General features: G+C 70.9%; 18 protein-coding genes and 2 tRNA genes. 6 read left to right on the plus strand and 14 right to left on the minus strand.

The window, feature by feature from the left end; all coding sequences use genetic code 11:
* Both ACIHCL_RS03660 and ACIHCL_RS03665 read right to left on the minus strand, forming a co-directional pair.
* Complete coding sequence (locus ACIHCL_RS03660; protein ID WP_399856532.1) at positions 1–1,524, minus strand: bifunctional folylpolyglutamate synthase/dihydrofolate synthase; 1,524 nt, start codon at positions 1,522–1,524, stop codon at positions 1–3.
* Positions 1,525–1,720: 196 nt separating this feature from the next.
* Positions 1,721–4,369: a valine--tRNA ligase gene (locus ACIHCL_RS03665; RefSeq protein ID WP_399856533.1), complete on the minus strand. Its 2,649-nt coding sequence runs from the start codon at positions 4,367–4,369 to the stop codon at positions 1,721–1,723.
* A 161-nt stretch (positions 4,370–4,530) separates the two neighbouring features.
* Here ACIHCL_RS03665 and ACIHCL_RS03670 point away from each other — a divergent pair, with 161 nt between their 5' ends.
* Entirely contained in the window at positions 4,531–5,562 is a 1,032-nt protein-coding gene (locus ACIHCL_RS03670; protein WP_399856535.1) for a hypothetical protein, read from the plus strand.
* 69 nt (positions 5,563–5,631) lie between these two features.
* On the opposite strand, the gene clpX is transcribed toward ACIHCL_RS03670, so the two are convergent.
* The 5 genes from clpX to ACIHCL_RS03695 all read right to left on the minus strand — a co-directional run bounded on the left by clpX (position 5,632) and on the right by ACIHCL_RS03695 (position 10,546).
* Positions 5,632–6,930 (minus strand): ATP-dependent Clp protease ATP-binding subunit ClpX, encoded by a 1,299-nt coding sequence (clpX, locus tag ACIHCL_RS03675; RefSeq protein WP_399856537.1) that lies wholly within the window; start codon positions 6,928–6,930, stop codon positions 5,632–5,634.
* A gap of 176 nt (positions 6,931–7,106) precedes the next feature.
* Entirely contained in the window at positions 7,107–7,790 is a 684-nt protein-coding gene (locus ACIHCL_RS03680; RefSeq protein ID WP_399856539.1) for an ATP-dependent Clp protease proteolytic subunit, read from the minus strand.
* A 79-nt stretch (positions 7,791–7,869) separates the two neighbouring features.
* Positions 7,870–8,475, minus strand: coding sequence for an ATP-dependent Clp protease proteolytic subunit (locus tag ACIHCL_RS03685; protein WP_399857132.1), 606 nt, complete (start codon positions 8,473–8,475; stop codon positions 7,870–7,872).
* A gap of 324 nt (positions 8,476–8,799) precedes the next feature.
* Entirely contained in the window at positions 8,800–10,236 is a 1,437-nt protein-coding gene (gene tig, locus ACIHCL_RS03690) for a trigger factor (RefSeq protein WP_399856541.1), read from the minus strand.
* Between the two features lie 233 nt (positions 10,237–10,469).
* A tRNA-Pro gene (locus tag ACIHCL_RS03695) sits at positions 10,470–10,546 on the minus strand.
* A gap of 190 nt (positions 10,547–10,736) precedes the next feature.
* Between ACIHCL_RS03695 and ACIHCL_RS03700 the strand changes: the two genes are divergently transcribed.
* Positions 10,737–10,807 (plus strand) — tRNA-Gly (locus ACIHCL_RS03700).
* 185 nt (positions 10,808–10,992) lie between these two features.
* Here the strand turns inward: ACIHCL_RS03700 and ACIHCL_RS03705 are convergent.
* Positions 10,993–11,187: a hypothetical protein gene (locus ACIHCL_RS03705; protein WP_399856543.1), complete on the minus strand. Its 195-nt coding sequence runs from the start codon at positions 11,185–11,187 to the stop codon at positions 10,993–10,995.
* Between the two features lie 490 nt (positions 11,188–11,677).
* Here ACIHCL_RS03705 and ACIHCL_RS03710 point away from each other — a divergent pair, with 490 nt between their 5' ends.
* The gene (locus tag ACIHCL_RS03710; protein ID WP_399856545.1) at positions 11,678–12,844 is read left to right on the plus strand and encodes an acyltransferase family protein; all 1,167 of its coding nucleotides are present in this window, start codon (positions 11,678–11,680) and stop codon (positions 12,842–12,844) included.
* A gap of 68 nt (positions 12,845–12,912) precedes the next feature.
* On the opposite strand, the gene ACIHCL_RS03715 is transcribed toward ACIHCL_RS03710, so the two are convergent.
* The 3 genes from ACIHCL_RS03715 to ACIHCL_RS03725 are packed head-to-tail and all read right to left on the minus strand — an operon-like array spanning position 12,913 to position 16,850.
* Positions 12,913–13,392, minus strand: a complete 480-nt coding sequence (locus ACIHCL_RS03715) for an HD domain-containing protein (RefSeq protein WP_399856547.1) — start codon at positions 13,390–13,392, stop codon at positions 12,913–12,915.
* A 9-nt stretch (positions 13,393–13,401) separates the two neighbouring features.
* Positions 13,402–15,888 (minus strand): FtsX-like permease family protein, encoded by a 2,487-nt coding sequence (locus ACIHCL_RS03720; RefSeq protein WP_399856549.1) that lies wholly within the window; start codon positions 15,886–15,888, stop codon positions 13,402–13,404.
* On the minus strand, positions 15,888–16,850 hold the full coding sequence (locus ACIHCL_RS03725) for an ABC transporter ATP-binding protein (protein WP_399856551.1): 963 nt from the start codon (positions 16,848–16,850) through the stop codon (positions 15,888–15,890). Before ACIHCL_RS03725 ends, ACIHCL_RS03720 begins: the two co-directional genes overlap by 1 nt.
* Before the next feature lie 252 nt (positions 16,851–17,102).
* Between ACIHCL_RS03725 and ACIHCL_RS03730 the strand changes: the two genes are divergently transcribed.
* Positions 17,103–18,305 (plus strand): cation:proton antiporter, encoded by a 1,203-nt coding sequence (locus ACIHCL_RS03730; RefSeq protein ID WP_399856553.1) that lies wholly within the window; start codon positions 17,103–17,105, stop codon positions 18,303–18,305.
* 326 nt (positions 18,306–18,631) lie between these two features.
* Here ACIHCL_RS03730 and ACIHCL_RS03735 read toward each other — a convergent pair whose 3' ends face one another.
* Positions 18,632–19,777 (minus strand): PP2C family protein-serine/threonine phosphatase, encoded by a 1,146-nt coding sequence (locus tag ACIHCL_RS03735; protein WP_399856555.1) that lies wholly within the window; start codon positions 19,775–19,777, stop codon positions 18,632–18,634.
* Between the two features lie 105 nt (positions 19,778–19,882).
* Here ACIHCL_RS03735 and ACIHCL_RS03740 point away from each other — a divergent pair, with 105 nt between their 5' ends.
* The gene (locus tag ACIHCL_RS03740; RefSeq protein WP_399856557.1) at positions 19,883–21,115 is read left to right on the plus strand and encodes a GNAT family N-acetyltransferase; all 1,233 of its coding nucleotides are present in this window, start codon (positions 19,883–19,885) and stop codon (positions 21,113–21,115) included.
* A 268-nt stretch (positions 21,116–21,383) separates the two neighbouring features.
* Here the strand turns inward: ACIHCL_RS03740 and ACIHCL_RS03745 are convergent, their stop codons facing one another.
* Together ACIHCL_RS03745 and ACIHCL_RS03750 are read right to left on the minus strand one after the other, a co-directional pair.
* Positions 21,384–22,193, minus strand: coding sequence for an Fpg/Nei family DNA glycosylase (locus ACIHCL_RS03745; protein WP_399856559.1), 810 nt, complete (start codon positions 22,191–22,193; stop codon positions 21,384–21,386).
* 124 nt (positions 22,194–22,317) lie between these two features.
* Positions 22,318–22,806, minus strand: a complete 489-nt coding sequence (locus ACIHCL_RS03750; protein WP_399856561.1) for a ribose-5-phosphate isomerase — start codon at positions 22,804–22,806, stop codon at positions 22,318–22,320.
* A gap of 430 nt (positions 22,807–23,236) precedes the next feature.
* On the opposite strand from ACIHCL_RS03750, the gene ACIHCL_RS03755 reads away from it, so the two are divergent.
* On the plus strand, positions 23,237–24,778 hold the full coding sequence (locus ACIHCL_RS03755; protein WP_399856562.1) for an amino acid permease: 1,542 nt from the start codon (positions 23,237–23,239) through the stop codon (positions 24,776–24,778).
* Positions 24,779–24,960 lie beyond the last annotated feature (182 nt).

Raw genomic sequence — 24,960 nt, forward strand, 5'->3', positions numbered from 1 at the left:
TCAGTGCCCTCCCAGAAGCAGTCGGGCCTCCCCGACCGTGATCACGGAACCGGTCACGAGCACACCGGCCCCCGCGTATTCGCCCTCTTCCTCGGCAAGCGTGATGGCCGCCTCCAGCGCGTCGTCCAGACGTGGTTCGACCTGGACACGCTCCTCGCCGAAGACCTCGACGGCGATGGCGGCCAGGGCGTCGGCGTCCATCGCGCGGGGGGTGGAGTTCTGGGTGACGACGACCTCGGCGAAGATCGGCTCGAAGGCTTCGAGGAGGCCCTTGACGTCCTTGTCGTCGCTGACGCCGACGACGCCGATGAGCCGGGAGAAGCCGAACGCCTCGGTGATCCCGTCGGCGGTGGCGCGGGCGCCCGCCGGGTTGTGGGCGGCGTCCAGAACGACGGTCGGGCTGGAGCGGACCACTTCGAGGCGGCCCGGAGAGAGCACGGAGGCGAACGCCTCGCGAACCGTGTCGACGTCCAGCGGACCGGGCCGCTCGGCCCCGACCCCGAAGAACGCCTCCACCGCGCAGAGCGCCACCGCCGCGTTGTGTGCCTGGTGGGCGCCGTACAGCGGGAGGAAGACGTCGTCGTACTCGCCGCCGAGCCCGCGCAGCGTCAGTCGCTGGCCGCCGACGGCGACCTCGCGGGAGACGACGCCGAATTCCATGCCCTCGCGGGCGACCGTGGCGTCCACCTCGACGGCCTTCTTGAGCATGACCTGCGCGGCATCCACCGGCTGCTGGGCGAGGACGACCGTGGCGTCCGGCTTGATGATCCCGGCCTTCTCCACGGCGATCTCGGCGGGCGTGGAGCCCAGCCGGTCGGTGTGGTCCAGCGCGATGGGGGTGACCACGGCGACCTGGGCGTCGATGACGTTCGTCGCGTCCCAGCTGCCGCCCATGCCGACCTCGACCACGGCGACGTCGACCGGCGCGTCGGCGAACGCCGCGTACGCCATGCCGGTCAGCACCTCGAAGAAGGAGAGCCGGTAGGGCTGTCGGCCGTCGACCAGCTCCACGTACGGCTGGATGTCCCGGTAGGCCTCGACGAACCGCTCGGGGTCGATCGGGGCGCCGTCCAGGCTGATCCGCTCGGTGATCGACTGGACGTGCGGCGAGGTGTAGCGGCCGGTGCGCAGGTCGAAGGCGCCGAACAGGGCCTCGATCATGCGGGCCGTGCTCGTCTTGCCGTTGGTCCCGGTGATGTGGATGGAGGGGTACGCGCGCTGCGGCTCGCCGAGGACGTCCATCAGTGCGGCGATGCGTGTGACGGAGGGCTCCAGCTTCGTCTCGCCCCAGCGGCCGGCGAGCTCCTGCTCGACCTCGCGCAGCGCCTTGTCCACTTCGGGATCGGCGGGGCGGGCGGGGGCGGCCTGGCCCTGGGGCGGTCCCGAGCGGGTGCGCAGCGTGCGGCTCCCGGCCTCGATCACCGCCAGGTCGGGGTCGCGCTGGGTCGCTTCGTCGACGATCTCCGCGAAGGCGTCGTCGGGGTCGGAGGCGTCATGCCGGTCGGAAGGGCGGGGCTCACTCACGAGGCCAGTCTACGGACCGGCGCCGGCAAACATGCGCGGCGCCCGGCGACGGGCCCGGCGGCGCCAAAAGCCCCGGCCCGCACGGCCCTCGCGTCCCGGCCGTCCGGCTCCCCCGCGCACTGTGGACGCACGCGAAGCCCCCGCGCTCCCGGCCGGGGCACGGCACGGGAGTGCGGGGGCTTCGGGCGCCGCGGGCTCAGCCCTGCGGCAGGTTCGCCAGCTGGGCGGTGATGCGCTCGATGTCCGCCTCCGCCTTGGTGAGCCGGCCGCGGATCTTGTCGACCACGTTGTCCGGCGCCTTGGCGAGGAACGCCTCGTTGCCGAGCTTCGCGGTGGCCTGGGCCTTCTCCTTCTCGGCGGCGCCCAGGTCCTTCGTCAGGCGTTTGCGCTCGGCCTCGACGTCGATGGTGCCGGTCAGGTCGAGGGCGACGGTGGCCCCGGCGACCGGCAGCGACGCGGTGGCCTGGAAGTCCTCGCCGGCGGGCTGGAGGCGCAGCAGCTGGCGGATGGCCGCCTCGTGCGGGGCGAGCGCCGTGCCGTCCAGGGTGAGCGCGGCCGGGACCTTCTGGCCGGGCTGGAGGCCCTGGTCGGAGCGGAACCGGCGGACCTCGGTGACGACCTGCTGCACGAGCGCGATCTCCTGCTCGGCCGCGTCGTCCCGGAAGCCGCCCGGGGCGTCGGCCCCGGGAACGAACACCGCCTTCGGCCAGTCGGCGATGACGACGGACTCCTTGCCGGTGAGCGTGGTCCACAGCGTCTCGGTGACGAACGGGACGACCGGGTGCAGCAGACGCAGCATCACGTCGAGGACCTCGCCGAGGACCCGGCCGGAGACCTCGGCCTGCTCGCCGCCGGCGAAGAACGTGGTCTTGGACAGCTCGACGTACCAGTCGAAGACCTCGTCCCACGCGAAGTGGTAGAGCGCCTCGCTGAGCTTGGCGAACTGGAAGTCGTCGTAGAACGCGTCGACTTCGGCGACGGTCTTGCCCAGCCGCGACAGGATCCAGCGGTCGGTCACCGACAGCTTCTCGGCGGGCGGCAGTTCGCCCTCGACCGTGGCGCCGTTCATCAGCGCGAAGCGCGTGGCGTTCCAGATCTTGTTGGCGAAGTTGCGGGAGCCCTGGACCCAGTCCTCGCCGATCGGGACGTCGACGCCGGGGTTGGCGCCGCGCGCCAGGGTGAAGCGCAGGGCGTCGGAGCCGTACTTGTCCATCCAGTCCAGCGGGTCGACGGCGTTGCCGAACGACTTCGACATCTTCTTGCCGAACTCGTCGCGGACCATGCCGTGCAGGACGACGGTGTGGAAGGGCGGGACGCCGTCGCTGACGTACAGGCCGAACATCATCATCCGGGCGACCCAGAAGAAGAGGATGTCGTATCCGGTGACCAGGACGGAGTTCGGGTAGAACTTCGCGAGGCTGTCGGTCTTCTCCGGCCAGCCGAGCGTGGAGAACGGCCACAGGCCGGAGGAGAACCAGGTGTCCAGGACATCGCTGTCCTGCGTCCAGCCCTCGCCGGTGGGAGCCTCGTCGTCCGGGCCGACGCAGACGACCTCGCCGTCCGGGCCGTACCAGACGGGGATGCGGTGGCCCCACCACAACTGTCGTGAGATGCACCAGTCGTGGAGGTTGTCGACCCAGTCGAAGTACCGCTTCTCCATCTCCTGCGGATGGATCGTGACCTTGCCGTCGCGGACCGCGTCACCGGCGGCCTTGGCGAGCGGGCCGACCTTGACCCACCACTGCATGGACAGGCGGGGCTCGATGGTGGTCTTGCAGCGCGAGCAGTGGCCGACGGAGTGGAGGTACGGTCGCTTCTCGGCGACGATCCGGCCCTCGGCGCGCAGGGCGCCGACGATCGCGGAGCGGGCCTCCAGGCGGTCCAGTCCCTGGAAGGGGCCGGGGGTGGTGATGACGGCGTGCTCGTCCATCACGGTGATGGACGGCAGGTCGTGGCGCTGGCCGATCTCGAAGTCGTTCGGATCGTGGGCCGGGGTGACCTTGACCGCGCCGGTGCCGAACGCGGGGTCGACGTGCTCGTCCGCGACGACCGGGATGGAACGGTCGGTCAGCGGCAGCTTGATGAGCTTGCCGACCAGGTGCCGGTAGCGCTCGTCGTCGGGGTGAACGGCGACGGCCGTGTCCCCGAGCATGGTCTCGGCGCGGGTGGTGGCGACGACGAGGGTGTCGTCCCCGTCGCCGTACTTCATGGAGACCAGCTCGCCGTCGTCGTCCTGGTACTCGACCTCGATGTCCGAGATCGCCGTCAGACAGCGGGGGCACCAGTTGATGATGCGCTCGGCCCGGTAGATCAGCTCGTCGTCGTAGAGCCGCTTGAAGATGGTCTGGACGGCCTGGGACAGGCCCTCGTCCATGGTGAAGCGCTCACGGGACCATGCGACACCGTCACCCAGACGACGCATCTGGCCGGAGATCTGACCGCCGGACTCGTTCTTCCACTTCCAGACGCGCTCGACGAATGCCTCGCGGCCGAGGTCGTGGCGGGACTTGCCCTCCTTGCCCAGCTCGCGCTCGACGACGTTCTGGGTGGCGATGCCGGCGTGGTCCATGCCCGGCTGCCACAGGGTCTCGTGACCCTGCATGCGCTTGCGGCGGGTCAGGGCGTCGATGAGCGTGTGCTCGAAGGCGTGTCCCAGGTGGAGGCTTCCGGTGACGTTCGGCGGTGGGATGACGACGGTGTACGGCGGCTTGTCGCTCTTCGCGTCCGCCTCGAAGTAACCACGCTCTACCCAGCGCTCATACAGCTCCCCCTCTACCTCGGCCGGCGCGTACTGGGTCGGCAGTTCGGGGTTGCTGGCTGGCGTCTGCTGAGTGTTCTCGGTCACGGGGGACAGTTTACGGCTGTCACAGTCGTGCGCCGAAACCGGTTTGTTCCGTAACGGTGTGCCACCCGATCGTCCGTACGGGCGCACCCTCCGTCAGGATGTTCAGAACACATCAATAGGTCAGCACTCCGGTGAGCACTTCCGAACAGGGGACACCGCACATGAGCAACAACCAGCCCGGACCGTACGGCCAGCAGCCGCCGCAGGGCCAGCCCGGCCCGTACGGAGCCCAGCCGGGTCCGTACGGTCAGCCCCCGCAGGGCCAGCCCGGTCCCTACGGCGCCCAGCCGGGTCCGTACGGCCAGCCCCCGCAGGGCCAGCCCGGTTACGGCTACCCGCAGCAGGCCCCGGGCCCGCAGGGCGTCCCCCCGCAGCAGCCCCAGCCCGGCTACCCGCAGCCCCAGCAGCCCGGCCCCTACGGCCAGCAGCCGCCCGCTCCCCCGTACAGCCAGGCCCCGTACGGCGCCCAGATGCCGGCGCCCCCGGCCGCACCGAAGAAGAAGACCGGCCTGATCGTCGGCGGCATCGTGGTGGCGCTGGCCGTCATCGGCGGCGGAGTGTACCTCGCGCTCTCGGGCGGCGCGAGCAACAGCGACGTCGCGGAAAGCACCAAGGGGTACAAGCTGACGCCGGCGGCGTCGGTGGACGACTACAAGAAGGACTCCAGCGCCTCGGCCGTCGAGCCGTCGGGACCGGTGACCGGCGAGAAGAAGACCCGGGCCGAGGCCATGGGGATCAAGGACCCCCAGAAGGCCGGCGCCCAGTACGTCAGCGGCAGCGAGGAGAATCCGCTGACCGCGAAGTTCCTCTTGCTCAACGGCACCTGGGGCGAAGTCAGCGACCCGGCCAAGGCCATCGACGGCGCCTTCGCGGGCGCCCAGGAGGAGATGAAGAAGAGCGACGACTCGAAGGTCTCGCTGGTCGGCAGCCCCGAGCAGGTCACTCCGCCCGAGTTCAAGGGCGCGCTGATGAAGTGCCAGAGCCTCAAGACCATCAATGAGAAGGGCGACGGGACGGCCGCCAACGGTCCCAAGGAAATCGTCATGCCCGTCTGCGTGTGGGCCGACTACAGCACGGTGGGCGTCGTCATCGGTATGGACCTCGGCGGGGCGCTGACGGAGAAGCCGATGCCCCAGGACGAGCTGGCCGCCCTGGCCGCCAAGCTCTACAACACCTCCCGCACCAAGCTCTGACCGCACCGCGGCAACGCGAGGGGCGCCCGGCAGGTGATCCCGCCGGGCGCCCCTCGTATGTGCGGGCCGCTACGCGGACTTCTCGTGGCGGCCGCCGTCGTTCTTGCCGATCGTGCGCGGCTCGCGCGGGACCAGCGTCGGGTTGACGTTGTCCCGGACGACGTCCGCGGTGATGACGACGCGGGCCACGTCCTTGCGGGACGGCACCTCGTACATCACGGACTGGAGGACCTCCTCCATGATGGCCCGCAGGCCGCGCGCGCCCGTGCCGCGCAGGATCGCCTGGTCGGCGATGGCCTCCAGGGCCGGACGGTCGAAGTCCAGCTCCACACCGTCGAGTTCGAAAAGACGTTGGTACTGCTTCACCAGGGCGTTACGCGGCTCGACGAGGATCTGGAGCAGCGCCTCGCGGTCGAGGTTGTGGACCGAGGTGATGACGGGCAGCCGACCGATGAACTCCGGGATCATTCCGAACTTCACCAGGTCCTCCGGCATGACCTCCTGGAACTGGTCGCTCGCCTCGATCTCGCGCTTGGAGCGGATCGTCGCGCCGAAGCCGATGCCCTTGGCGCCCGCGCGCGACTCGATGATCCGCTCCAGGCCGGAGAAGGCACCGCCCACGATGAACAGCACGTTCGTCGTGTCGATCTGGATGAACTCCTGGTGCGGGTGCTTCCGTCCGCCCTGCGGCGGGACGGAGGCGGTGGTGCCCTCCAGGATCTTCAGGAGGGCCTGCTGGACGCCCTCGCCGGAGACATCACGGGTGATCGACGGGTTCTCGCTCTTGCGGGCGACCTTGTCGATCTCGTCGATGTAGATGATCCCGGTCTCGGCCTTCTTGACGTCGTAGTCCGCGGCCTGGATCAGCTTGAGCAGAATGTTCTCGACGTCCTCGCCGACGTACCCGGCCTCCGTCAGCGCCGTCGCGTCGGCGATGGCGAACGGGACGTTGAGCATGCGGGCCAGGGTCTGCGCGAGCAGCGTCTTCCCGGAGCCGGTGGGACCCAGCAGCAGGATGTTGGACTTGGCCAGCTCGATGGCGTCCTCGCGGCCCTGCGCGCCGCCGTTCTCACCCGCCTGGACCCGCTTGTAGTGGTTGTACACAGCGACCGAGAGGGCCTTCTTCGCGGGCTCCTGCCCGACGACGTACCCCTCGAGGAACTCGTAGATCTCGCGCGGCTTGGGGAGCTCCTCCCACCGCACCTCGGAGGTCTCCGCGAGCTCCTCCTCGATGATCTCGTTGCAGAGATCGATGCACTCGTCGCAGATGTACACACCGGGTCCCGCGATGAGCTTCTTCACCTGCTTCTGGCTCTTCCCGCAGAACGAGCACTTGAGCAGATCGCCGCCATCACCGATGCGTGCCACGAGGTGCTTCCCCTTCGCCTGGGAGCAGCTTGGTCCAGCGGCTCCTGGTGCCTCTATCCGACGGTACCTTGCCTTGCCCCCCGTACGGGCCCCCCTTGGCGCGGTTCACGCGGTTCGCACGGCTCAAGCGTCCCGAAACCGCCCGAAACCGCCGCGCCAAGGGATGAAGGCCGATGTCAGGCGGCCGCTCCGGCCGTGCTCTTGCGGGTCGAGACGATCTGGTCGACGAGACCGTAGGCGAGGGCGTCCTCGGCGGTCAGGATCTTGTCGCGCTCGATGTCGTCGCGGATCTTCTCCAGCGGCGTGGTGGAGTGCTTGGCCAGCAGCTCCTCCAGCTGGGTACGCATGCGCAGGATCTCGTTGGCCGCGATCTCCAGGTCGGAGAGCTGCTCGCGGCCGGTCTGCGAGGACGGCTGGTGGATGAGCACCCGCGCGTTGGGCAGGGCCATCCGCTTGCCGGGCGTACCCGCCGCGAGCAGGACGGCCGCGGCCGAGGCGGCCTGGCCCATGCAGACGGTCTGGATGTCCGGCTTCACGAACTGCATCGTGTCGTAGATCGCGGTGAGCGCGGTGAACGAGCCGCCGGGGCTGTTGATGTAGATGGAGATGTCGCGGTCCGGGTCCATCGACTCCAGGCACAGCAGCTGCGCCATGACGTCGTTGGCCGAGGCGTCGTCGATCTGGACGCCGAGGAAGATCACGCGCTCCTCGAAGAGCTTCGCGTACGGGTCGTACTCGCGCACGCCCTGCGAGGTGCGCTCCACGAAGCGCGGGACGATGTAGCGGTTGTCCACCTGCGGGCCGGTGTAGAGGCCGCTCGCGGAGGCGCCGGGGAAGTTGTTCATGTGGGTGTTCACCATCCTGGTGGCGTTCTGTGGCTGGATGTCTCGGCGTACGAGAGGTGCGCGCGGCGAGGAGCCGATCCGGTGGATCGCCGGATCAGGCGCCGGTGCCGCCGCCGCCCGGAACGCCCGATGCGAACGAGATGATCTCGTCGATGAGGCCGTACTCCTTGGCCTCCTCCGCCGTGTACCAGCGGTCGCGGTCGCCGTCGCGGAGGATGGTCTCGACCGTCTGGCCGGAGTGACGGGCGGTGATCTCCGCCATCCGCTGCTTGGTGCGCAGCAGGTACTGGGCCTGGATCTTGATGTCGGAGGCCGTACCGCCGATGCCGGCCGAACCCTGGTGCATGAGGATGTCGGTGTTCGGGAGCGCGAAGCGCTTGCCCGCCGCGCCGCCGGTCAGCAAGAACTGGCCCATCGAGGCCGCCATGCCCATGCCGATGGTGACCACGTCGTTCGGGATGTACTGCATGGTGTCGTAGACCGCCATGCCGGCCGTCACCGAGCCGCCGGGGCTGTTGATGTAGAGGTAGATGTCCTTTTCCGGTTCGGCGGCGAGAAGGAGCAGCTGGGCGGTGATCTTGTTGGCGATCTCGTCGTCCACCTGCTGGCCGAGGAAGATGATGCGCTCGCCGAGCAGTCGGCTGTAGACCTGATCGCCGAGGTTTCCACCGAGGGACGGTTCTCCGGCGGCGTAGGGCATCGGATTCGTCACGTATCCACCTGCTCGTCTCTGACGGCTCCGGCCGTCTCAGCGTCTTCGTACCGGTGGGCGGGGACTCCCCTGCCCTTCCTATTCATGGACCCTAACGCGCAGGTGGGACATCGCCATCCCGCTTCCGCAACTGTTCGCTGGGAGCGCAAGCTCCTCAGTCCCCACAAGGGTTGTGGGCCGTCCCGGGCCGCTCGCCGGCCGGTCCGGACGACGGGCCCGGGGCCTTCGGCCGGGGGGGCTCCACCGGCCGAAGCCGACGGGCTCCGGACGCTTGGCGGCGTCCGGAGCCCGTCGTACGGATTCGTGCGAGGCTCAGGCCTCGTTCTTCTCCGCGGCGGCCTCGGTCTTCTCCTCGGCCTTCTCGGCGGCCTCGGTGGCGGCGTCGGCCACGGCACCGGCGGAACCGTCGGCGGCCTCGACCGTCTCGATGGCCTCCTCCTCGTCCTCCAGGTCGACCGTCTCGCCGTTGGTGTCGACGACCTTGGCGGCCTCGACGACCACGGCCAGCGCCTTGCCGCGGGCGACCTCGCCGACGAGCATCGGCACCTGGCCGCCCTCGACGACGGCCTGGGCGAACTGGTCGGGGCTCATGCCCGAGGAGGCGGCACGGCGCATGAGGTGCTCGGTGAGCTCCTCCTGGTTGACGTTCAGCTTCTCCTTGTTGACGATCTCGTCGAGGAGGAACTGGGTCTTGATGCCCTTGACCGCCTGCTCGGAGGTCTCGGTCTCGAACTCCTCGGCCGTCTTGCCCTGGATCTCCAGGTACTTGTCGAGGGTCAGACCCATCTGGCCGAGCTGGTGGTGCTCCAGGTTGTGCTTGCGGGTCTGGATCTCGTCCGCGAGGAGCTTCTCCGGGATCGGGACCTCGGCGAGCTCCAGCAGCGCGTCCAGGACGCGCTCCTGGGCCTGGGTGGCCTGCTCGTACTGCCGGCTCTCCTCCAGGCGCTTGCGGCTGTCCGCCTTCAGCTCGTCGAGGGTGTCGAACTCGCTCGCCATCTGGGCGAACTCGTCGTCCAGCTCGGGGAGCTCGCGCGCGGCGACGGCGGTGACCTTGACGGTGACCTCGGCCTCCTTGCCGGCGGCCGAGCCGCCCTTCAGCTCGGAGGTGAAGGTGGCCTCGCCGCCCGCCTCCAGGCCGGTGACGGCGGCGTCGATGCCGTCGAGGAGCTCACCGGAACCGATGGTGTACGAGACACCCTCGGCGATGCCGTCCTCCAGGACCTCGCCGTCGACCTGGGCCTGCAGGTCGATCGTCACGACGTCGCCCTCGGCGGCGGCGCGCTCGACCGGGTTGGTGGAGGCGAAGCGCTCGCGGAGCTGCTCCACGGCCTTCTCGACGTCCTCGTCGCCGACCGAGACGGCGTCGACGGTGATCTCGATGCCGGAGTAGTCCGGGATCTCGATCTCGGGGCGTACGTCAACCTCGGCGGTGAAGGCCAGCAGCTCGCCGTCCTTCAGCTCGGTGATGTCGACCTCGGGCTGGCCGAGGACGTTGAGCTCGCCCTCGTTGACGGCCTCGGTGTAGAACTTCGGGAGGGCGTCGTTGACGGCCTCCTCCAGCACCGCGCCGCGGCCGAACCGCTGGTCGATGACCCGCGCCGGGACCTTGCCCTTGCGGAAGCCCTTCACCGTGACCTGCTGGTTGATCTTCTTGTACGCCGCGTCGAGGCTGTCCTTCAGCTCCTCGAAGGGCACCTCGACAGTGAGCCGAACCCGAGTCGGGTTCAGGGTCTCCACGGCGCTCTTCACGGTTCGGTCTCCTTGTGGCTGACTTCTTGGGGTTCTGCTCCGCCGCACGGGAGGCGGCTTCGCGGACCGAGCCCGGTACATCAGACACACGGGCACGCAATTTGCATAGTAACGGCAAGGAGACGGACTCCCGCAATGCGCTCTCGCCAGTGCCGCGCGATCCCGCCGGGGCGATCGCGACCGGCCCTGCCGGGTGGCCCGCGATCTTTCCGGATGGTCCGTATACGTGCCGGTGGTCGGGGTGGCCGGATTCGAACCGACGACCTTCCGCTCCCAAAGCGGACGCGCTACCAAGCTGCGCCACACCCCGTCGGTGCGACACGTAGGGTACATGCAGACAGGCGGTGCATCGGCCGCTTTACGCGGGCGGCTTGAAAAGCGGCTCGTACGGGCGGTTCCGAACGCGACACCGGGGAACGGCCATCGGGTGTGCGGACAGTGCCCACGACCCGCTACGATGCTTCTCGTGCCGCCGGTCGTGGGACCTGCGGTGCGGCATTGCGGGCGTAGCTCAATGGTAGAGCCCTAGTCTTCCAAACTAGCTACGCGGGTTCGATTCCCGTCGCCCGCTCCGGACCGGGGCCCGGCTCGACGAGATCTCGTCGAGCCGGGCCCCGCGCGTTCGCCCGACGCATACCGCTCACCGCCCACGGCACGGGCGCCGCACGGCACCTTCGACACACACGCCCGCCCTCCGCGCACGGCTGCGCGGCCGCACGGCACTCGTGCGGCACGTCCGGGGCGGCAGGGGTCCGATCAGAAGCTGATCTGGGTGATGGTCTGCGCTATCGAGTCCATGAAGCGCTGGATCGTGGGCGCCATACCGGTCGACGCGAGGAAGAAGCCGAAGAGCGCCGCCACGAGCGCGGGGCCCGCCTTGATGGATCCGCCTCGGATCATGACCACCAAGACGATCGCCAACATCAGCACCACAGACAGCGAAATGGCCACTACTGATCACACCCTCGGTCGGTCCGCCTTGCCGGCCCGGAGGAGTGCGGCCGAGCACGCCTCCGTTCCGTCCATCGTGCCACCAACTCCCCTCCGGCCGCCGCCGAGTGACGGATTGCACCGAACCGATCCTCTCCGTCCACGCACCCCCATTGCCTCCACGTGAGCCCCGGGGCGCACGGCCGCACGGGTCGGCGCCGCATCTCCCCGCACCTCGGCGCACCCCGCCCACATCACCCGCGCGCCAATAATCACAACAGCTCATGAACGCAATAGTTTCCGCATCCGCACACGTTATTCACATGCAATTCTCAGACTTCCGCACCAGGAAATCCCCTCCCCTCGATCGATGTTCAGCACACCCTCCACCAAAGATGATAAATCATGGCATATCGGTCAGTTCTCTGCGGTTTCACTATGGACTGGACGCCGACCACAATTCCCTCGGGGGGTTTTACGAATTGCGATCGGGGCGTCTATGGTGTTTTGAATGTTCCAAGCTCCGAACGTATTTCAGAGGGCCCCGCTCCCATCGGCGACCCGGGAGTCGGAGCCCAGACACCGAGAGCCGGCGACAGCCCCTACCGCAGCTGCGCCTGCCGCCACGACCACGCGGCGGGAGACTCCCGGAGCCGCCCCGGCGAAGAAGCGGGATTCCTACTTCGACAACGTCAAATATCTCGCCATCGTGCTGGTGGCGGTGGCACATGCATGGGAACCGGTGATGGAGGGAAGCCGGACGACCCGTGCGCTGTACATGGTCGCGTACACCTTTCACATGCCGGCGTTCATCATCATCTCCGGGTATTTCTCACGCTCGTTCGACATGTCGACCGCCAAGGTGAAGCGCCTGGTCACCGGAGTCGTCGTTCCGTACGTAGTGTTCGAGACGGCGTATTCACTGTTCAAGCGATACGCGGACGACTCGCCGGATCATCCGATCAGCCTGATCGACCCCTGGTATCTCACCTGGTTCCTGATCGCGCTGTTCATCTGGCGAGTCACCACGCCACTGTGGCAGGCGCTGCGCCATCCGCTTCCGGTGGCGCTCGTCGTCGCCGTGCTCGCCTCCTTCTCCCCGACCATCGGCGACGATCTCGACCTCCAACGCGTGCTGCAGTTCCTGCCGTTCTTCGTACTCGGCCTCCAACTGAAGCCCGAGCACTTCGACCTGGTGCGCCGTCGCGAGGTGCGGATGCTCGCCCCGGCACTGTTCGCCGCGGCGGTGGTGTGCGCGTACTGGGCGGCACCACGGATGCAGTTGGGCTGGTTCTACCGCAGCAACAGCGCGCAGGAGATGGACGCGCCGTGGTGGTCCGGCGCCGTGATGACGCTCCTGATGTTCGGCTGTGCGCTGCTGCTCACCATCGGTTTCCTGGCCCTGGTGCCGAGCCGCCGTACCTGGTTCACCGTGCTCGGCGCCGGAACCATCTGCGGCTATCTGCTGCACGGTTTCCTGGTCAAGGGCGCCGAGTACGCCGGGTTGTTCGACGCCAACGACTGGCTGTCGGAGCCCGCGGGGCTGGCGCTCGTCTCCGTGGTCGCGGCCGGCGCGGTGACGCTGATGTGCACGCCGCCGGTGCGGCGAGTGCTGCGCCCGGTGACCGAACCCCGGTTGGAGTGGGCGTTTGCGCGGCGCACCACCTCCGGGCAGTGACGACGGACGGCGGCACGCGGCAGACAGCCCTCGGTCCTGTGGCCGGGAGGGTTTCCCGGCCACAGCCCTCAGCTTCCGGTGGGTGATGCGTCCGGGGTGAGGCCGAGCAGTCGCCGGACGTGCGCGTACTTCTCGGCCAGTCGGGCACGGGTCGCCGGATCCAGGGCGGCGAGACGGACCGGGTCGGCGTTGTGCGCCAGGTCGGACTCCTTGACCAGCAGGGCGCCCGGGGTGTCCAGGATGCGGCGGGCGTACGCGTCGAGGTCCTCGCCGTCCCTCTTGGTGACGGCGAGGACCATGTCCTTGACCCGCTGCGGCAGTGCGGCCCCGGCCAGCCACTCCTGCGACAGGACCTCGTCCTCGACGGCGTCGTGCAGCCAGGCGGCGGCGATCTGCTCCTCGCTTCCGCCTCTGGCCCTGACCCCCTCGGCGACGGCCCGGAGGTGTTCCGCGTACGGGCGACCGGCCTTGTCCGTCTGTGTTCCGTGGGCCGCGCGGGCGATCGCCTCGATCTCGGCGAGGCTCAGCTTGCTGCGTGACGTGGTCATGATCCGACTTTACGGGCGTGCCGCCGCCCCGCGCAGGGCCGCCCGGGCGGGGATCGTCATGGCGGCGAGCCCGAGCCCGACGGTCACGGCGACGAAAGCCCCGTACAACACCGGCGGGACGTAGGGCGGTTCACCGGTCAGTCCCCTCGCCATCGGGTTCAGCGTGATCAGCGCGATGGCGGTGCCGAGCCCGGCACCGGCCGCGGTGACGAGCAGCGCCTCCCAGCGGATCATGCCCATGACCTGGCGGCGGGTGGTGCCGACGAGACGGAGCAGGGTCAGTTCCCGGCGGCGGTCGAGGACGGTCATCACCAGGGTGTTGACGGCGGCGACGGCGGCGAATCCGCCGAGGACCGCGGCCATGACGGTATTGGCCCAGGCGTTGAACTCGCGGTCGCGGTCCCGTGCGGCGGCGTGTCCGGAGGGGTCGGTGACGGTGCCGAGCGCGGTGAGCCGCCCTGCCGCGGCGGGGGTGGCCCTCACCAGCAGTTCGGAGGCGTACGGCGAGGTGACCCGGGTCCCGAGGTCGGCGGCGGGGAGCGTGACGAGGCCGGTGCCCAGTCCGCGGGCGTAGACGGCCACGATCCTGGGGGACGCCCTGGTGCCGTCCGGGAGGCGCAGTGCGAGGCGGTCGCCCGTCCTGCGGCCCGTGGAGTCGGCGAGCGTGGTGTCGATGGCCACGGTGCCGGGGCGCAGGCCGCCGAGCGAGCCCTGCCGTACGTCGAGGTCCTGGACCTTCCCGAGCCCGTCACCGGTGCCGATGACGCCCTGGGCGGAGGCGCTCAGGAGCCTGCGTTCGCCGCCCGAGCCGACGGGCACCAGGACGGAGGTGCGGAGCAGTCCGACGGCGGCGGAGACCCCGGGGGTGGCGGCGGCGCGTTCGGTGGCGTCGGAGGCGAGCCCTCCGGGGGCGGTGACGACGTGGTCGGCGGTGACGGCGTCGCGCCGCTGATCTGCGATCACCCGGTCCTCGCTGGTGTGCAGGAACACGAGTGTGGAGGCGAAGGCCATGGCCAGCACGATCGGGGTGATCGCGGACGCCGACCGGCGGCAGTTCGTACGGAGGTTGGCGGCGGCCAACGATCCGGGGGCACCCGCGACGCTCAGCGGGAGGCCGATGACGGCGGCGCAGATCCGGGCGATCAGCGGACCGAGCAGCGCGACGGCGAGCATGAAGAGCATGACGACGCCGAGTGCGGCGTTCGCCGCGTCCTCGCCCCCGGCCGCGCCGGCGACACCGGCGAGGACGATGCCCCCGACGAGCGCGGCGATGCCCAGCGGGGTCCGGATCCACCCGTACGGCGGCTGCTCGACCGCGGACCGCGCGAGGGCGAGCCCGGGTGCGGTCCGGGACGGCCGGCGGGCGGCGGCGTAACCGGCGACGAGCGCGGTGAGCACCGTGGTGGCCGTGGCGATGGCCGGGGGCAGCCAGGAGACGTGCAGGCCGACCGCCTCGGGAACGGCGCCCTTGTCCCGGAGCTGTCCGAACCACCAGTGGGCCAGGGCGGTTCCGGGCAGGCAGCCGAGCACTCCGGCGAGCGGGGCGATGAGCAGCGACTCGGTGGCGATGGTGCGGCGGAGCTGGCGGGGGGTGGCTCCGATGGCGCGCAGCATGGCGAACTCGCGCCCCCGCTGGCCGACGGACAGGGCGACCGTGCCGGCGGCGGTGAAGACGGCGACCATGGTGGCGACGCCGCCGAAGGAGCCGCCGAGGGCGATGAGGAGTTCCTCGGCGTTCGCGAGGTTCGGGTCCTCGACGGATCCCCGGTCGGCGCCGGTGTGGACCCGGGCTCCGGCGGTGTGAGCGACGCTCTCGCGCACCTGGTCGGCGAGGGCGGCGGTGGTGGTGCCCGGCGCGGCGAGCACCGCGATGGCGTCGACCCGGCCGGGGTGACCGGAGAGTCTCACGGCCTCGCGGTCGCCGAACCAGACGGTGCCGGTGTCGCTCCCGGCGGTGGTGCCCGAGACCCGGAATCTGCCCGGCCCCACGGGGGTGTCGAGGGCGATCGTGTCGCCGGCCTCCGCCCCGAGGCCGGTGGGAACGGCGACCTCGCCGGTCCGGGGCGCGTCGCCGGTGAGCAGCCGGGTGCCGGTGAGGGCGGCGGAGCCCCAGCCGTGGGCGGTGAGGGGGGCGCCGTCGTGGCGTACGGGGTAGCCGACGTCGCCGATCGCGGTGGCCGCGCCGGGGGCCGCGGCGGCCTTGTCCACCAGGGACTCGGGAAGCCGTGCGGTGTCCGGTACGGGCGCGCCCGCGTCGACCTCGCTCTCACCGCGGCCGACCCTCATGTGGACCCGCTGGTCGGCGGCGACCACCACGGGCGCCTTGGCGTAGCGCTCGGCGGGGACGGAGGCGCGCAGGCCCGTCTCCAGCAGGATGCCGCAGGCGGAGACGATCGCGGCGGCCAGCAGGAGGGCGACGAAGGTGCCGGCGAACGACGCGGGCCTGAAGCGGACGGCCGCGCGGGCGAGGCCGTTGGGGACGCGTGGGGTGAACATCAGGCCGCCGCTCCCGCGTGGGCGGTGGGAGTGGTCAGCGAGGTCAGCCGGGCGGCGATCCGCACGGCGTCGGCGCGTGGCAGGCTGTCCGCGATCGCGCCGTCGGCCAGGAAGAGGACCCGGTCGGCCCAGGCCGCGGCGGTCGGGTCGTGGGTGACCATCACCACGGTGGCGCCGAGGTCGTCCACCGCGTTCCGGAGCAGGGCGAGGATCTCGGCGGCGGTGGTGGTGTCGAGCGCGCCGGTCGGCTCGTCCGCGAACACCACGTCGGGGCGGGTGATCAGGGCGCGGGCGACGGCGACGCGCTGCTGCTGGCCGCCCGAGAGTTCGCCGGGGCGGCGGGCCCCCTTGTCGCCGAGGCCGACCGCGTCGAGCATGTCGGCCGCCGCACGGCGGCTGCGGGCGCCGCCGGTGCGCTGCCCTGCCAGGCGCAGGGGCAGCAGGACGTTCTGCTCGACCGTGAGGGACGGGAGCAGGTTGAACGCCTGGAAGACGAAGCCGAGGCGGGTGCGGCGCAGTTCGGTGAGCCGGTTCTCCTTCATCCCGGTGATCTCGGTGCCGCCGAGGCGGACGGAGCCGGCCGTGGGGCGGTCGAGTCCGGCCGCGCACTGCAGGAAGGTCGACTTCCCGGAGCCGGAGGGGCCCATCACCGCGGTGAAGCCGGCGCGCGGAAGGGCGAGGTCGATGCCCCGCAGGGCGTGCACGGCCGTGTTGCCGCGACCGTACTGCCGGCGGACACCACGCAGTTCGACCGCGAAGTCCGTGCGGGCCGCGGAGGCCGTGAGGTCCTCGGGCTCCGCCGGGTCGGGGCCGCCCGTGCGGCCGGGCCGCGGCCGGGGGTCCACCGCCTGGGCGGAGCGGGCCGCGTACGGCTGTTCGCCGTTCCGCCCGTACCGCGCCCGCGCGGTCTGTCCCGGCTCGTCCCGCTTCTGCGCGCCCGGCCTGGTGCGTCGCAGCGCCATGATGTCCGCCTTCCCTCGCTCGCCGGCCGGTCTTCCGGCCCGGCGACTCGAACGTACGGATCAGGGGCGGGCGCGGACCATGGCGGCTGCCGCCGGATCGAAGGTGGGGAAAACCCCAGGTCAGGGATTGGGGGACCCGGGCCGCAGAGAGCACATCGATCGTTCGGTAAACTAATTACTAACGCTTTCTTGACGCTTCCTTGACCCATCAGAAGGGGCAGGCTCATCGGACACGCAGACACGCTCATCGCCATGGGCGGTGCCTTCCTCGCCGCCGCCGTACTCGCCCGCGTCGGCAGCCGCATCGGGCTGCCGACCATCCCCCTGTTCATCCTGGCCGGAATCCTGCTCGGCCCGCACACCCCGGGCATCGTGCTCGTCGCCGACCCGCGGGACCTGGAGATGCTCTCGGCACTCGGCCTGGTGCTGCTGCTCTTCTACCTCGGCCTCGAATTCCATCTCGACGACCTCAAAGCCGGTGGTCGCAAGATGGTCGTCGCGGGCTCCGTCTATCTGCTCCTGAACGTCGGAGCCGGGCTCGGCTTCGGCTTCGCGCTGGGCTGGGGCACCTCGGAGGCCCTGGTCATGGCCGGGGTCATCGGCATCTCCTCGTCGGCCATCGTGACCAAGATCCTCGTGGACACGAAACGCCTGGGGAACCCGGAGACCAAGACGATCCTCGGCATCATCGTCGTCGACGACATCTTCCTCGCCCTCTACCTCGCCGCGCTCCAGCCGATCCTGTCGCGCTCGGACAGCCTCGGCACCGCGGTGCTCGACGGGGGCAAGGCGTTCGGCTTCCTGCTGCTCCTGGCGCTCACCGCCCGGTTCGGCACCAAGCTCATCAGCAAGCTGATCCACACCTCGGACGACGAACTGCTCGTCATCTCCTTCCTCGGCTCCGCGGTGCTCGTCGCCGGGGTCTCCGAGTGGTTCGGGGTCGCGGACGCGATCGGCGCCTTCATGATGGGTCTGATGCTCGGCAGCACGACGTCGGGCGAGCGCATCCTCAAGCTGGTCCATCCGCTGCGCGACGCCTTCGGGGCGATCTTCTTCTTCGCCTTCGGCCTGTCCATCAACCCCGGCGACCTGCCGGGCGTGATGTGGCCGGTGCTGGCCGCGGTGGTGCTGACCGTGCTGATGAACGTGCTGTCCGGGATCGTCTCGGCACGGGTCTACGGATTCGGCGCGCAGGCCGCGGCGAACATCTCGACCACGCTGACGGCCCGCGGCGAGTTCGCCCTGATCCTCGCCACCATGGCCGCGGGCGCGGGGCTCGACGAGCGGTTCCCGCCGTTCATCGCCGGATACGTGCTCGTCCTCGCGGTCCTCTCGCCGCTGTCCGCCGGACGCTCGCACTGGCTGGCCCGCATCCTGCCGGGCGGACGGGGCCGGGGGCAGAGCGGGAGCGGCGACGGGGACGACAGCACCGAACGGATCCCGGTCCCGGCTTGAGAGGGCGGGGAATCCGGGGCGCACTCCCGAGTCCGGGGCTCACCCCGGAGCCAGGGGCTCACTCCGGCCCGTACGGCCCGTGCGGTCCGCGTACCGCACGGGCCGTCGTGGGGGGCGGCCCCCCGGGGGGGGGGCCCCCCCGCCCCCCCGGGGGCCCCCCCCCCCCCCCCCCCCCCCCCCCGGCGGGGGGGGCCCGGGGCCCCCCCCCCGCCCCCACCCCCCCCCCCCCCCCCGGGCCCCCCCCCCCGCCGCCCCGCCCGCGGCCCCGCCCCCCCCCCCGGGGCCCGGCCCCCCCCCCCCCGGGCGGGGCGCCCCCCACGACGGCATCAGGGCGTACGCGACAACAGCAGCAGCGCCCGGTCGTCGTTGACGTCCTTGGCGCACGCCTCGATCAGATGCCAGGCCGCGCCCTCGAAACCGGTCGCGACATAGCGGTCGGCCTCGCCGGTCAGCCGGTCGATGCCCTCCGTGATGTCGCGGTCGGACGCCTCCACCAGGCCATCGGTGAACAGCATCAGCACGTCACCGGGGGCCAGCGTGCCCTTCACGGCGTCGAACTGCGCCCCGTCGTACACCCCGAGCAGCGGCCCCTCGGTGGCCTTCTCCTCCCACTGACCACTGCCCGAGTGGAGTTGCAGGGCCGGCGGATGCCCCGCGGAGAAGAGTTCGTAGTCGCCCGATTCGAGGTCCAGGACCAAGTGGATCGAGGTGGCGAAGCCCTCCTCCCAGTCCTGGCGCAGCAGATAGCCGTTGGCCGCGGGGAGGAAGCCGTGCGGGGGCAGCGAGCCGAGCAGACCGCCGAAGGCTCCGGACAACAGCAGGGCGCGGGAGCCCGCGTCCATGCCCTTGCCGGACACATCGGTGAGGACGACCTCCAGGCTCCGGCCGCCGTTCGTACGGGCGGCGACGACGAAGTCGCCGGAGAAGGACTGGCCGCCCGCGGGCCGCAACGCCATCTCGCGGTGCCAGCCCTGCGGCAACCGGGGCAGGGCGCTCTGCACCCGGATGCGTTCGCGCAGGTCGAAGAGCATGGTGCTGCCGCGCCGCCACGGCACGCCGACCCTGGCCCGGAACTGGGCGAGAAGCAGCCCGAACAGGCCGCAGGCCGCGACCACCAGCACGATGCCGGGCGTCACTCCGGCCGGACCGTCCTCGTACGAGCCGAGCCCCAGCGACTCCACGATCAGGGCCAGGGCGGCGACCGCGTACAGACCGAGCAGGCTCGCGGGGCGCAGCAGCAGACCGCCCGCCACGATCGGCAGGCCGAGCGCCGCCGGTGAGAACCACACCGGGTTCAGCAGGGTGGCGCAGGTGATGGCCGGAACGGTGAGCAGCAGACCGACCAGCGCGATCCAGTCGGCCCCGTCGCCCCGGAAGTAGTCGACCCCGGATTTGCGCAGCGTGATGCGTGCCCGGTGCACCGATTTCCTCAATCGGGCCGAGTACCTATCCACTGCTCCGCGACGGGCCATTGCGGGGACCTTATCCACCCGGCGGCTCCCGGTGCAGGGGGACCCCATGACAATGCGTTCGAAATCGGGTCGACCGGGCGCCGCACCCCCTGATAGGTGTGGACCATGACGACCGAGCTTCGCGTGCTGCGCCCCTCCGAGTGGAACCAATGGTTCGAGTGTCTCGAACTCGCATTCGGCGGTATCGCGGAGCCGCCGGAACAACGCGAGCTGGACGAGCAACTGACCGAGCACGAGCGGTCGATCGGCATCTGGGACGGTCCCGACGTGGTCGCGACGACGGGAGCCTTCAGCTTCCGGGTCGCCGTGCCGGGCGGGGCACTGGTGCCCGCCGCCGGGGTCACGATGGTGAGTGTCGCGGCCACCCACCGCAGGCGCGGGCTGCTGACCTCGATGATGCGCCGTCAGCTCGACGACGTCCGGGCGCTGGGCGAGCCGATCGCCGTTCTGACGGCGTCGGAGCCGGTGATCTACGGCCGGTTCGGGTACGGGGCGGCCAGTCGGCAGATGTCCTTGACGATCGACACGGACCGGGTGCGTCTGACGGTCCCGGAGGGCACCGACGAGGTGCGGCTGCGCCATGCGCGGCCGGGTGAGGCGATGGCCGCGTGCGAGAGCGTGTACGCGCAGCTCGTGCCCGGCCGTCCCGGCACCCCGACCCACGGCCCCGGCTGGGAGCGCAAGCCCATGGTCGACCCGCCGAGCACGCGCGAGGGGGCCTCTGCGCAGCAGTGCGTGCTGGCGGAGCTGGACGGCGAGGTCGTCGGTTATGTGACGTACCGCATCAAGCCCGACTGGGAGGCGTCCGGCCCCCGGGGCAGAGTGATCGTGAACGATCTCGACGCGCTGGACCCGGCGGCGTACGCGGCGCTGTGGCGGTTCGTCTTCGACATCGACCTCACGTCGACGGTGGAGGCGCGGAACCGGCCGGAGGACGACGCGGTGCTCCACCTGGTGTCGGACGTGCGGCGGTGCAACATCCGGCTCCGGGACTCGCTGCACGTGCGGCTGGTGGAGCTGGGGGCGGCTCTGGAAGCGCGGACGTACCGGGCGCCGGTGGACGTGGTGTTCGAGGTCGAGGACGCGTTCTGCCCCTGGAACGCGGGGCGCTGGCGGCTGACGGGGGACGCGAAGGGGGCGGCGACCTGCCGGCGGACCGAGGACGCCGCCGATCTCGCGCTGTCCGTAAGGGAGTTGGGCTCGGTGTATCTGGGCGGCGAGTCCCTCACGGCGCTGGCGCGGGCCGGGCGGGTACGGGAGCTGCGACCGGGCGCGCTGGCGGAGGCGTCGACGGCGTTCTCCTCGGACGTGGCGCCGTGGCTGCCCCAGGGGTTCTGAGAAAGCCCCTCACGGGTCAGGGGCCCCGCTCCGGCCTGGCCTGATCGCCGTTCCGACGGGGCGGGCCGAGGATCGGGGGGACGGGGACACGGCTTCCGGCCGGCGGCCCGGTTCGCGACCGGAGCCGGGCTCACGGAGTCCGGGCGGCGGACCGGTGGCCGGGTTCGGGGGCCGGGCACACGGACGAGGGGCGGCGGGTCGCCGACGGACCCGCGGCCGGGTTCGGACGTACGGGTGCGGGGCCTGGGGCCTGGGGCCTGGGCCACGCTCAGGCCCGCTGGCAGCCCGGGCACCAGAAGAGGTTGCGGGCGGCGAGATCGGCGGTGCGGATCTCGCCGCCACAGATGTGGCAGGGCTGCCGGGCCCTGCGGTACACGTAGACCTCGCCGCCGTGGTCGTCGACGCGCGGCGGGCGGCCCATCGCCTCCGGGGTGTGCTCGGGACGGACCGTGTCGATCCGGTTGTTCCGTACGCCCTCGCGCATCAGGGCCACCAGGTCGGCCCAGATCGCGTCCCACTCCACGCGGCCGAGGTCCTTGCCCTGGCGGTACGGGTCGATGCCGTGGCGGAAGAGCACCTCCGCCCGGTACACGTTGCCGACGCCCGCGATGACCTTCTGGTCCATCAGCAGCGCGGCGACGGTGATCCGGCTGCGGGAGATCCGCCGCCAGGCCCGCTCACCGTCCTCGTCGGTCCGCAGGGGGTCCGGGCCGAGGCGGTCGTGTATCGCTCGCTTCTCGGGCTCGGTGATCAGGGCACAGGTGGTGGGACCGCGCAGATCCGCGTAGTGGCCGTCGTTCACCAGCCGCAGCCGGACCGTGTCGGTGGGCGGTGGGGCCGGGGTGGTCCCGAAGCCGAGCTTGCCGAAGAGGCCCAGGTGGATGTGGATCCAGCCGATGTCCCCGAAGCCGAGGAAGAGGTGCTTGCCGTGGGCGTCGACGCCGGTGAACGTCCGGCCGTCGAGCAGCGCGGCACCGTCGGAGAACTTGCCCTGCGGGCTGCTCACCCGTGCCGACCGCCCGGCGAACCTGTCCCGGTGGTCGGCCGCGAGACGGTGGATGGTGTGTCCCTCGGGCACTGCGGCGGCTCTCCTCGGTGACCGTGGCGACGGCGCTCGCGTCGCCGGGGATGGCGGTGTGGGCGGGTGGTGCGGTGACATGGCTGTGCCGCCGGGAGCACCGGCGGCACAGGATGGTCGTCGGTCAGTCCTGCTGCGGGTGGTGGGCGGGGATCGGCGGGAGCTCGCCGGTCGTCTCGTACGCCGTCAGCATCTCGATGCGGCGCGTGTGGCGTTCCTCACCCGAGTACGGGGTGGCCAGGAAGATCTCGACGAACTTGGTCGCCTCGTCCAGCGAGTGCATCCGGCCGCCGATGGCGACCACGTTGGCGTTGTTGTGCTCGCGGCCCAGGGCGGCGGTCTGCTCGCTCCAGGCGAGCGCGGCGCGCACCCCCTTGACCTTGTTGGCGGCGATCTGCTCGCCGTTGCCGGAACCGCCGATCACGATGCCGAGTCCGTCCGGGTCCGCCGCCGTCCGCTCGGCGGCACGCAGGCAGAACGGCGGGTAGTCGTCCTGGGCGTCGTAGATGTGGGGTCCGCAGTCGACGGCCTCGTGGCCCTGGGCCGTCAGCCACTCGACGAGGTGGTTCTTGAGTTCATAGCCGGCATGGTCCGAGCCGAGGTACACGCGCATGTTCCGAGTGTGGCACGAGCGACACCGGGCAGCCGTCATCGGGGCGTCCGGATCGGGGCATCCGGATCAGGACCGGGCCGCCGGGGCCGCGTCCCGACGGGCCCCGCGACCGCGGCGGAACGGGGATGCGGGCCGTCCCGCACGGGGCGGACACGTGCGGGGAACCGTCCCGCACGGCGGCGGAAACACCTGTGGGGTTCGCGTGCGGCCCCCGTGTGGGGAATACCTCACAGGCAAAGAAATCGGAATGAAGGGTTCCGCTTGGGGTGCCGGAAGAGCTTCAATGCACCACGCCCTGCTCGCGGCAACCGCGGCCGGGCGACCGCGCCCCACCGCGGTATCCGTGGCCGAGCGACCGCGCCCCACCGCGGCTTTTCGCACGGCGGCCGGGGCGTGCACGAGTGATCGGCACACGTAAGGACTCAATTCCATGACGTCGCAGACGACTCCGACCAGGCCGGACCGGCGGTCCGGCGAACCGGAGAGATCGGACGGGCCGGCCCCGGCGAACTCCTCCGGCGGACTCCAGGCGGGCCTCAAGAACCGTCACCTGTCGATGATCGCCATCGGCGGTGTCATCGGCGCGGGCCTCTTCGTCGGTTCCGGTACCGGAATCGCCGCCGCCGGACCGGCCATCCTGATCTCGTACACCCTGGTCGGCCTGATGGTCGTCTTCGTGATGCGCATGCTGGGCGAGATGGCGGCGGCCCGCCCCAGTTCCGGTTCCTTCTCCGCCTACGCCGATCAGGCACTGGGCCGGTGGGCCGGTTTCTCGATCGGCTGGCTGTACTGGTTCTTCTGGGTCGTGGTGCTCGCCGTCGAGGCGACGGCCGGTGCCAAGATCCTGGAGGGCTGGGTGCCCGCCGTCCCGCAGTGGGGATGGGCGCTGATCGTGATGCTGGTCCTGACCGCGACGAACCTGGTCTCGGTCGGGTCGTACGGCGAGTTCGAGTTCTGGTTCGCCGGGATCAAGGTCGTGGCGATCGCCGCGTTCGTGGTCGTCGGGCTGCTGGCCGTCTTCGGGGTGCTGCCCGGCTCGGACCACGCGGCCACGGGGTTCGCCCATCTCACCGACTCCGGCGGGTTCCTCCCCGTGGGGGCGGGCGCCATCCTCACCGGTGTGCTGATGGTCGTCTTCTCCTTCATGGGCAGCGAGATCGTCACGCTCGCCGCCGGTGAGTCGGAGGACCCGCAGCGCGCCGTGCGGCAGGCCACCAACAGTGTGATCTGGCGGATCGCCGTCTTCTACCTGGGCTCGATCCTCGTCGTGCTCTCCCTGGTGCCGTGGAACGACCCGTCCCTCGTGAAGGAGGGCAGCTATGTGGCCGCCCTCAACGCCATCGGGATTCCGCACGCGGGCCAGGTGATGAACGTCATCGTGCTGACGGCCGTGCTGTCCTGTCTGAACTCCGGCCTCTACACCGCCTCACGGATGGCGTTCTCGCTCGGCGGGCGCGGGGACGCGCCGAAGGCGTTCGCCCGGGTGAACAAGCGGGGTGTGCCCCGGACGGCCATCCTGTCGTCCGTCGTCTTCGGCTTCGTCGCGGTGTTCTTCAACTACCAGTGGCCCGACACCGTCTTCCAGTTCCTGCTGAACTCGTCCGGCGCGGTCGCGCTGTTCGTCTGGCTGGTCATCTGCTTCACGCAGCTTCGGATGCGGGGCATGATCCTGCGCGAGTCCCCGGAGAAGCTGGTCGTACGGATGTGGTTCTTCCCTTATCTGACCTGGGCGACCATCGCGATGATCTCGTTCGTCCTGGTCTACATGCTGACCGATGCCGACGGGCGCGAGCAGGTGCTGCTCTCGCTGTTGGTCGCGGCGCTGGTGGTGACGATCGCGCTGCTGCGGGACGTCCGGCAGCGGAAGGCCGCGGTGGCCGCAGTGGGCGCGGACGCGACGCAGGCCGCGGCCGGGAGCGCCGTGACCGCCGGCGCGGTGGCCGGTGGGGCCGCGCGGGAAGCTCGGATCTGAGAGTCCGCGCCCGGGAGGCGGAAGGGGCGCGGGAACGCGGAAGAGGCTCGTCCGACCGTGGCGGATCACGGTCGGACGAGCCTCTTCGGTTCGCGCGTCGTCCGCGCGGGGGCGGTACAGCGTCTGCGATAGCGGAGCCGTCAGGTCTGTATCGCGCGTCGTCCGCGCGGGGGCGGTACGGC

This window comes from Streptomyces sp. NPDC052042 (assembly GCF_044548345.1).
Lineage (GTDB): Bacteria > Actinomycetota > Actinomycetes > Streptomycetales > Streptomycetaceae > Streptomyces.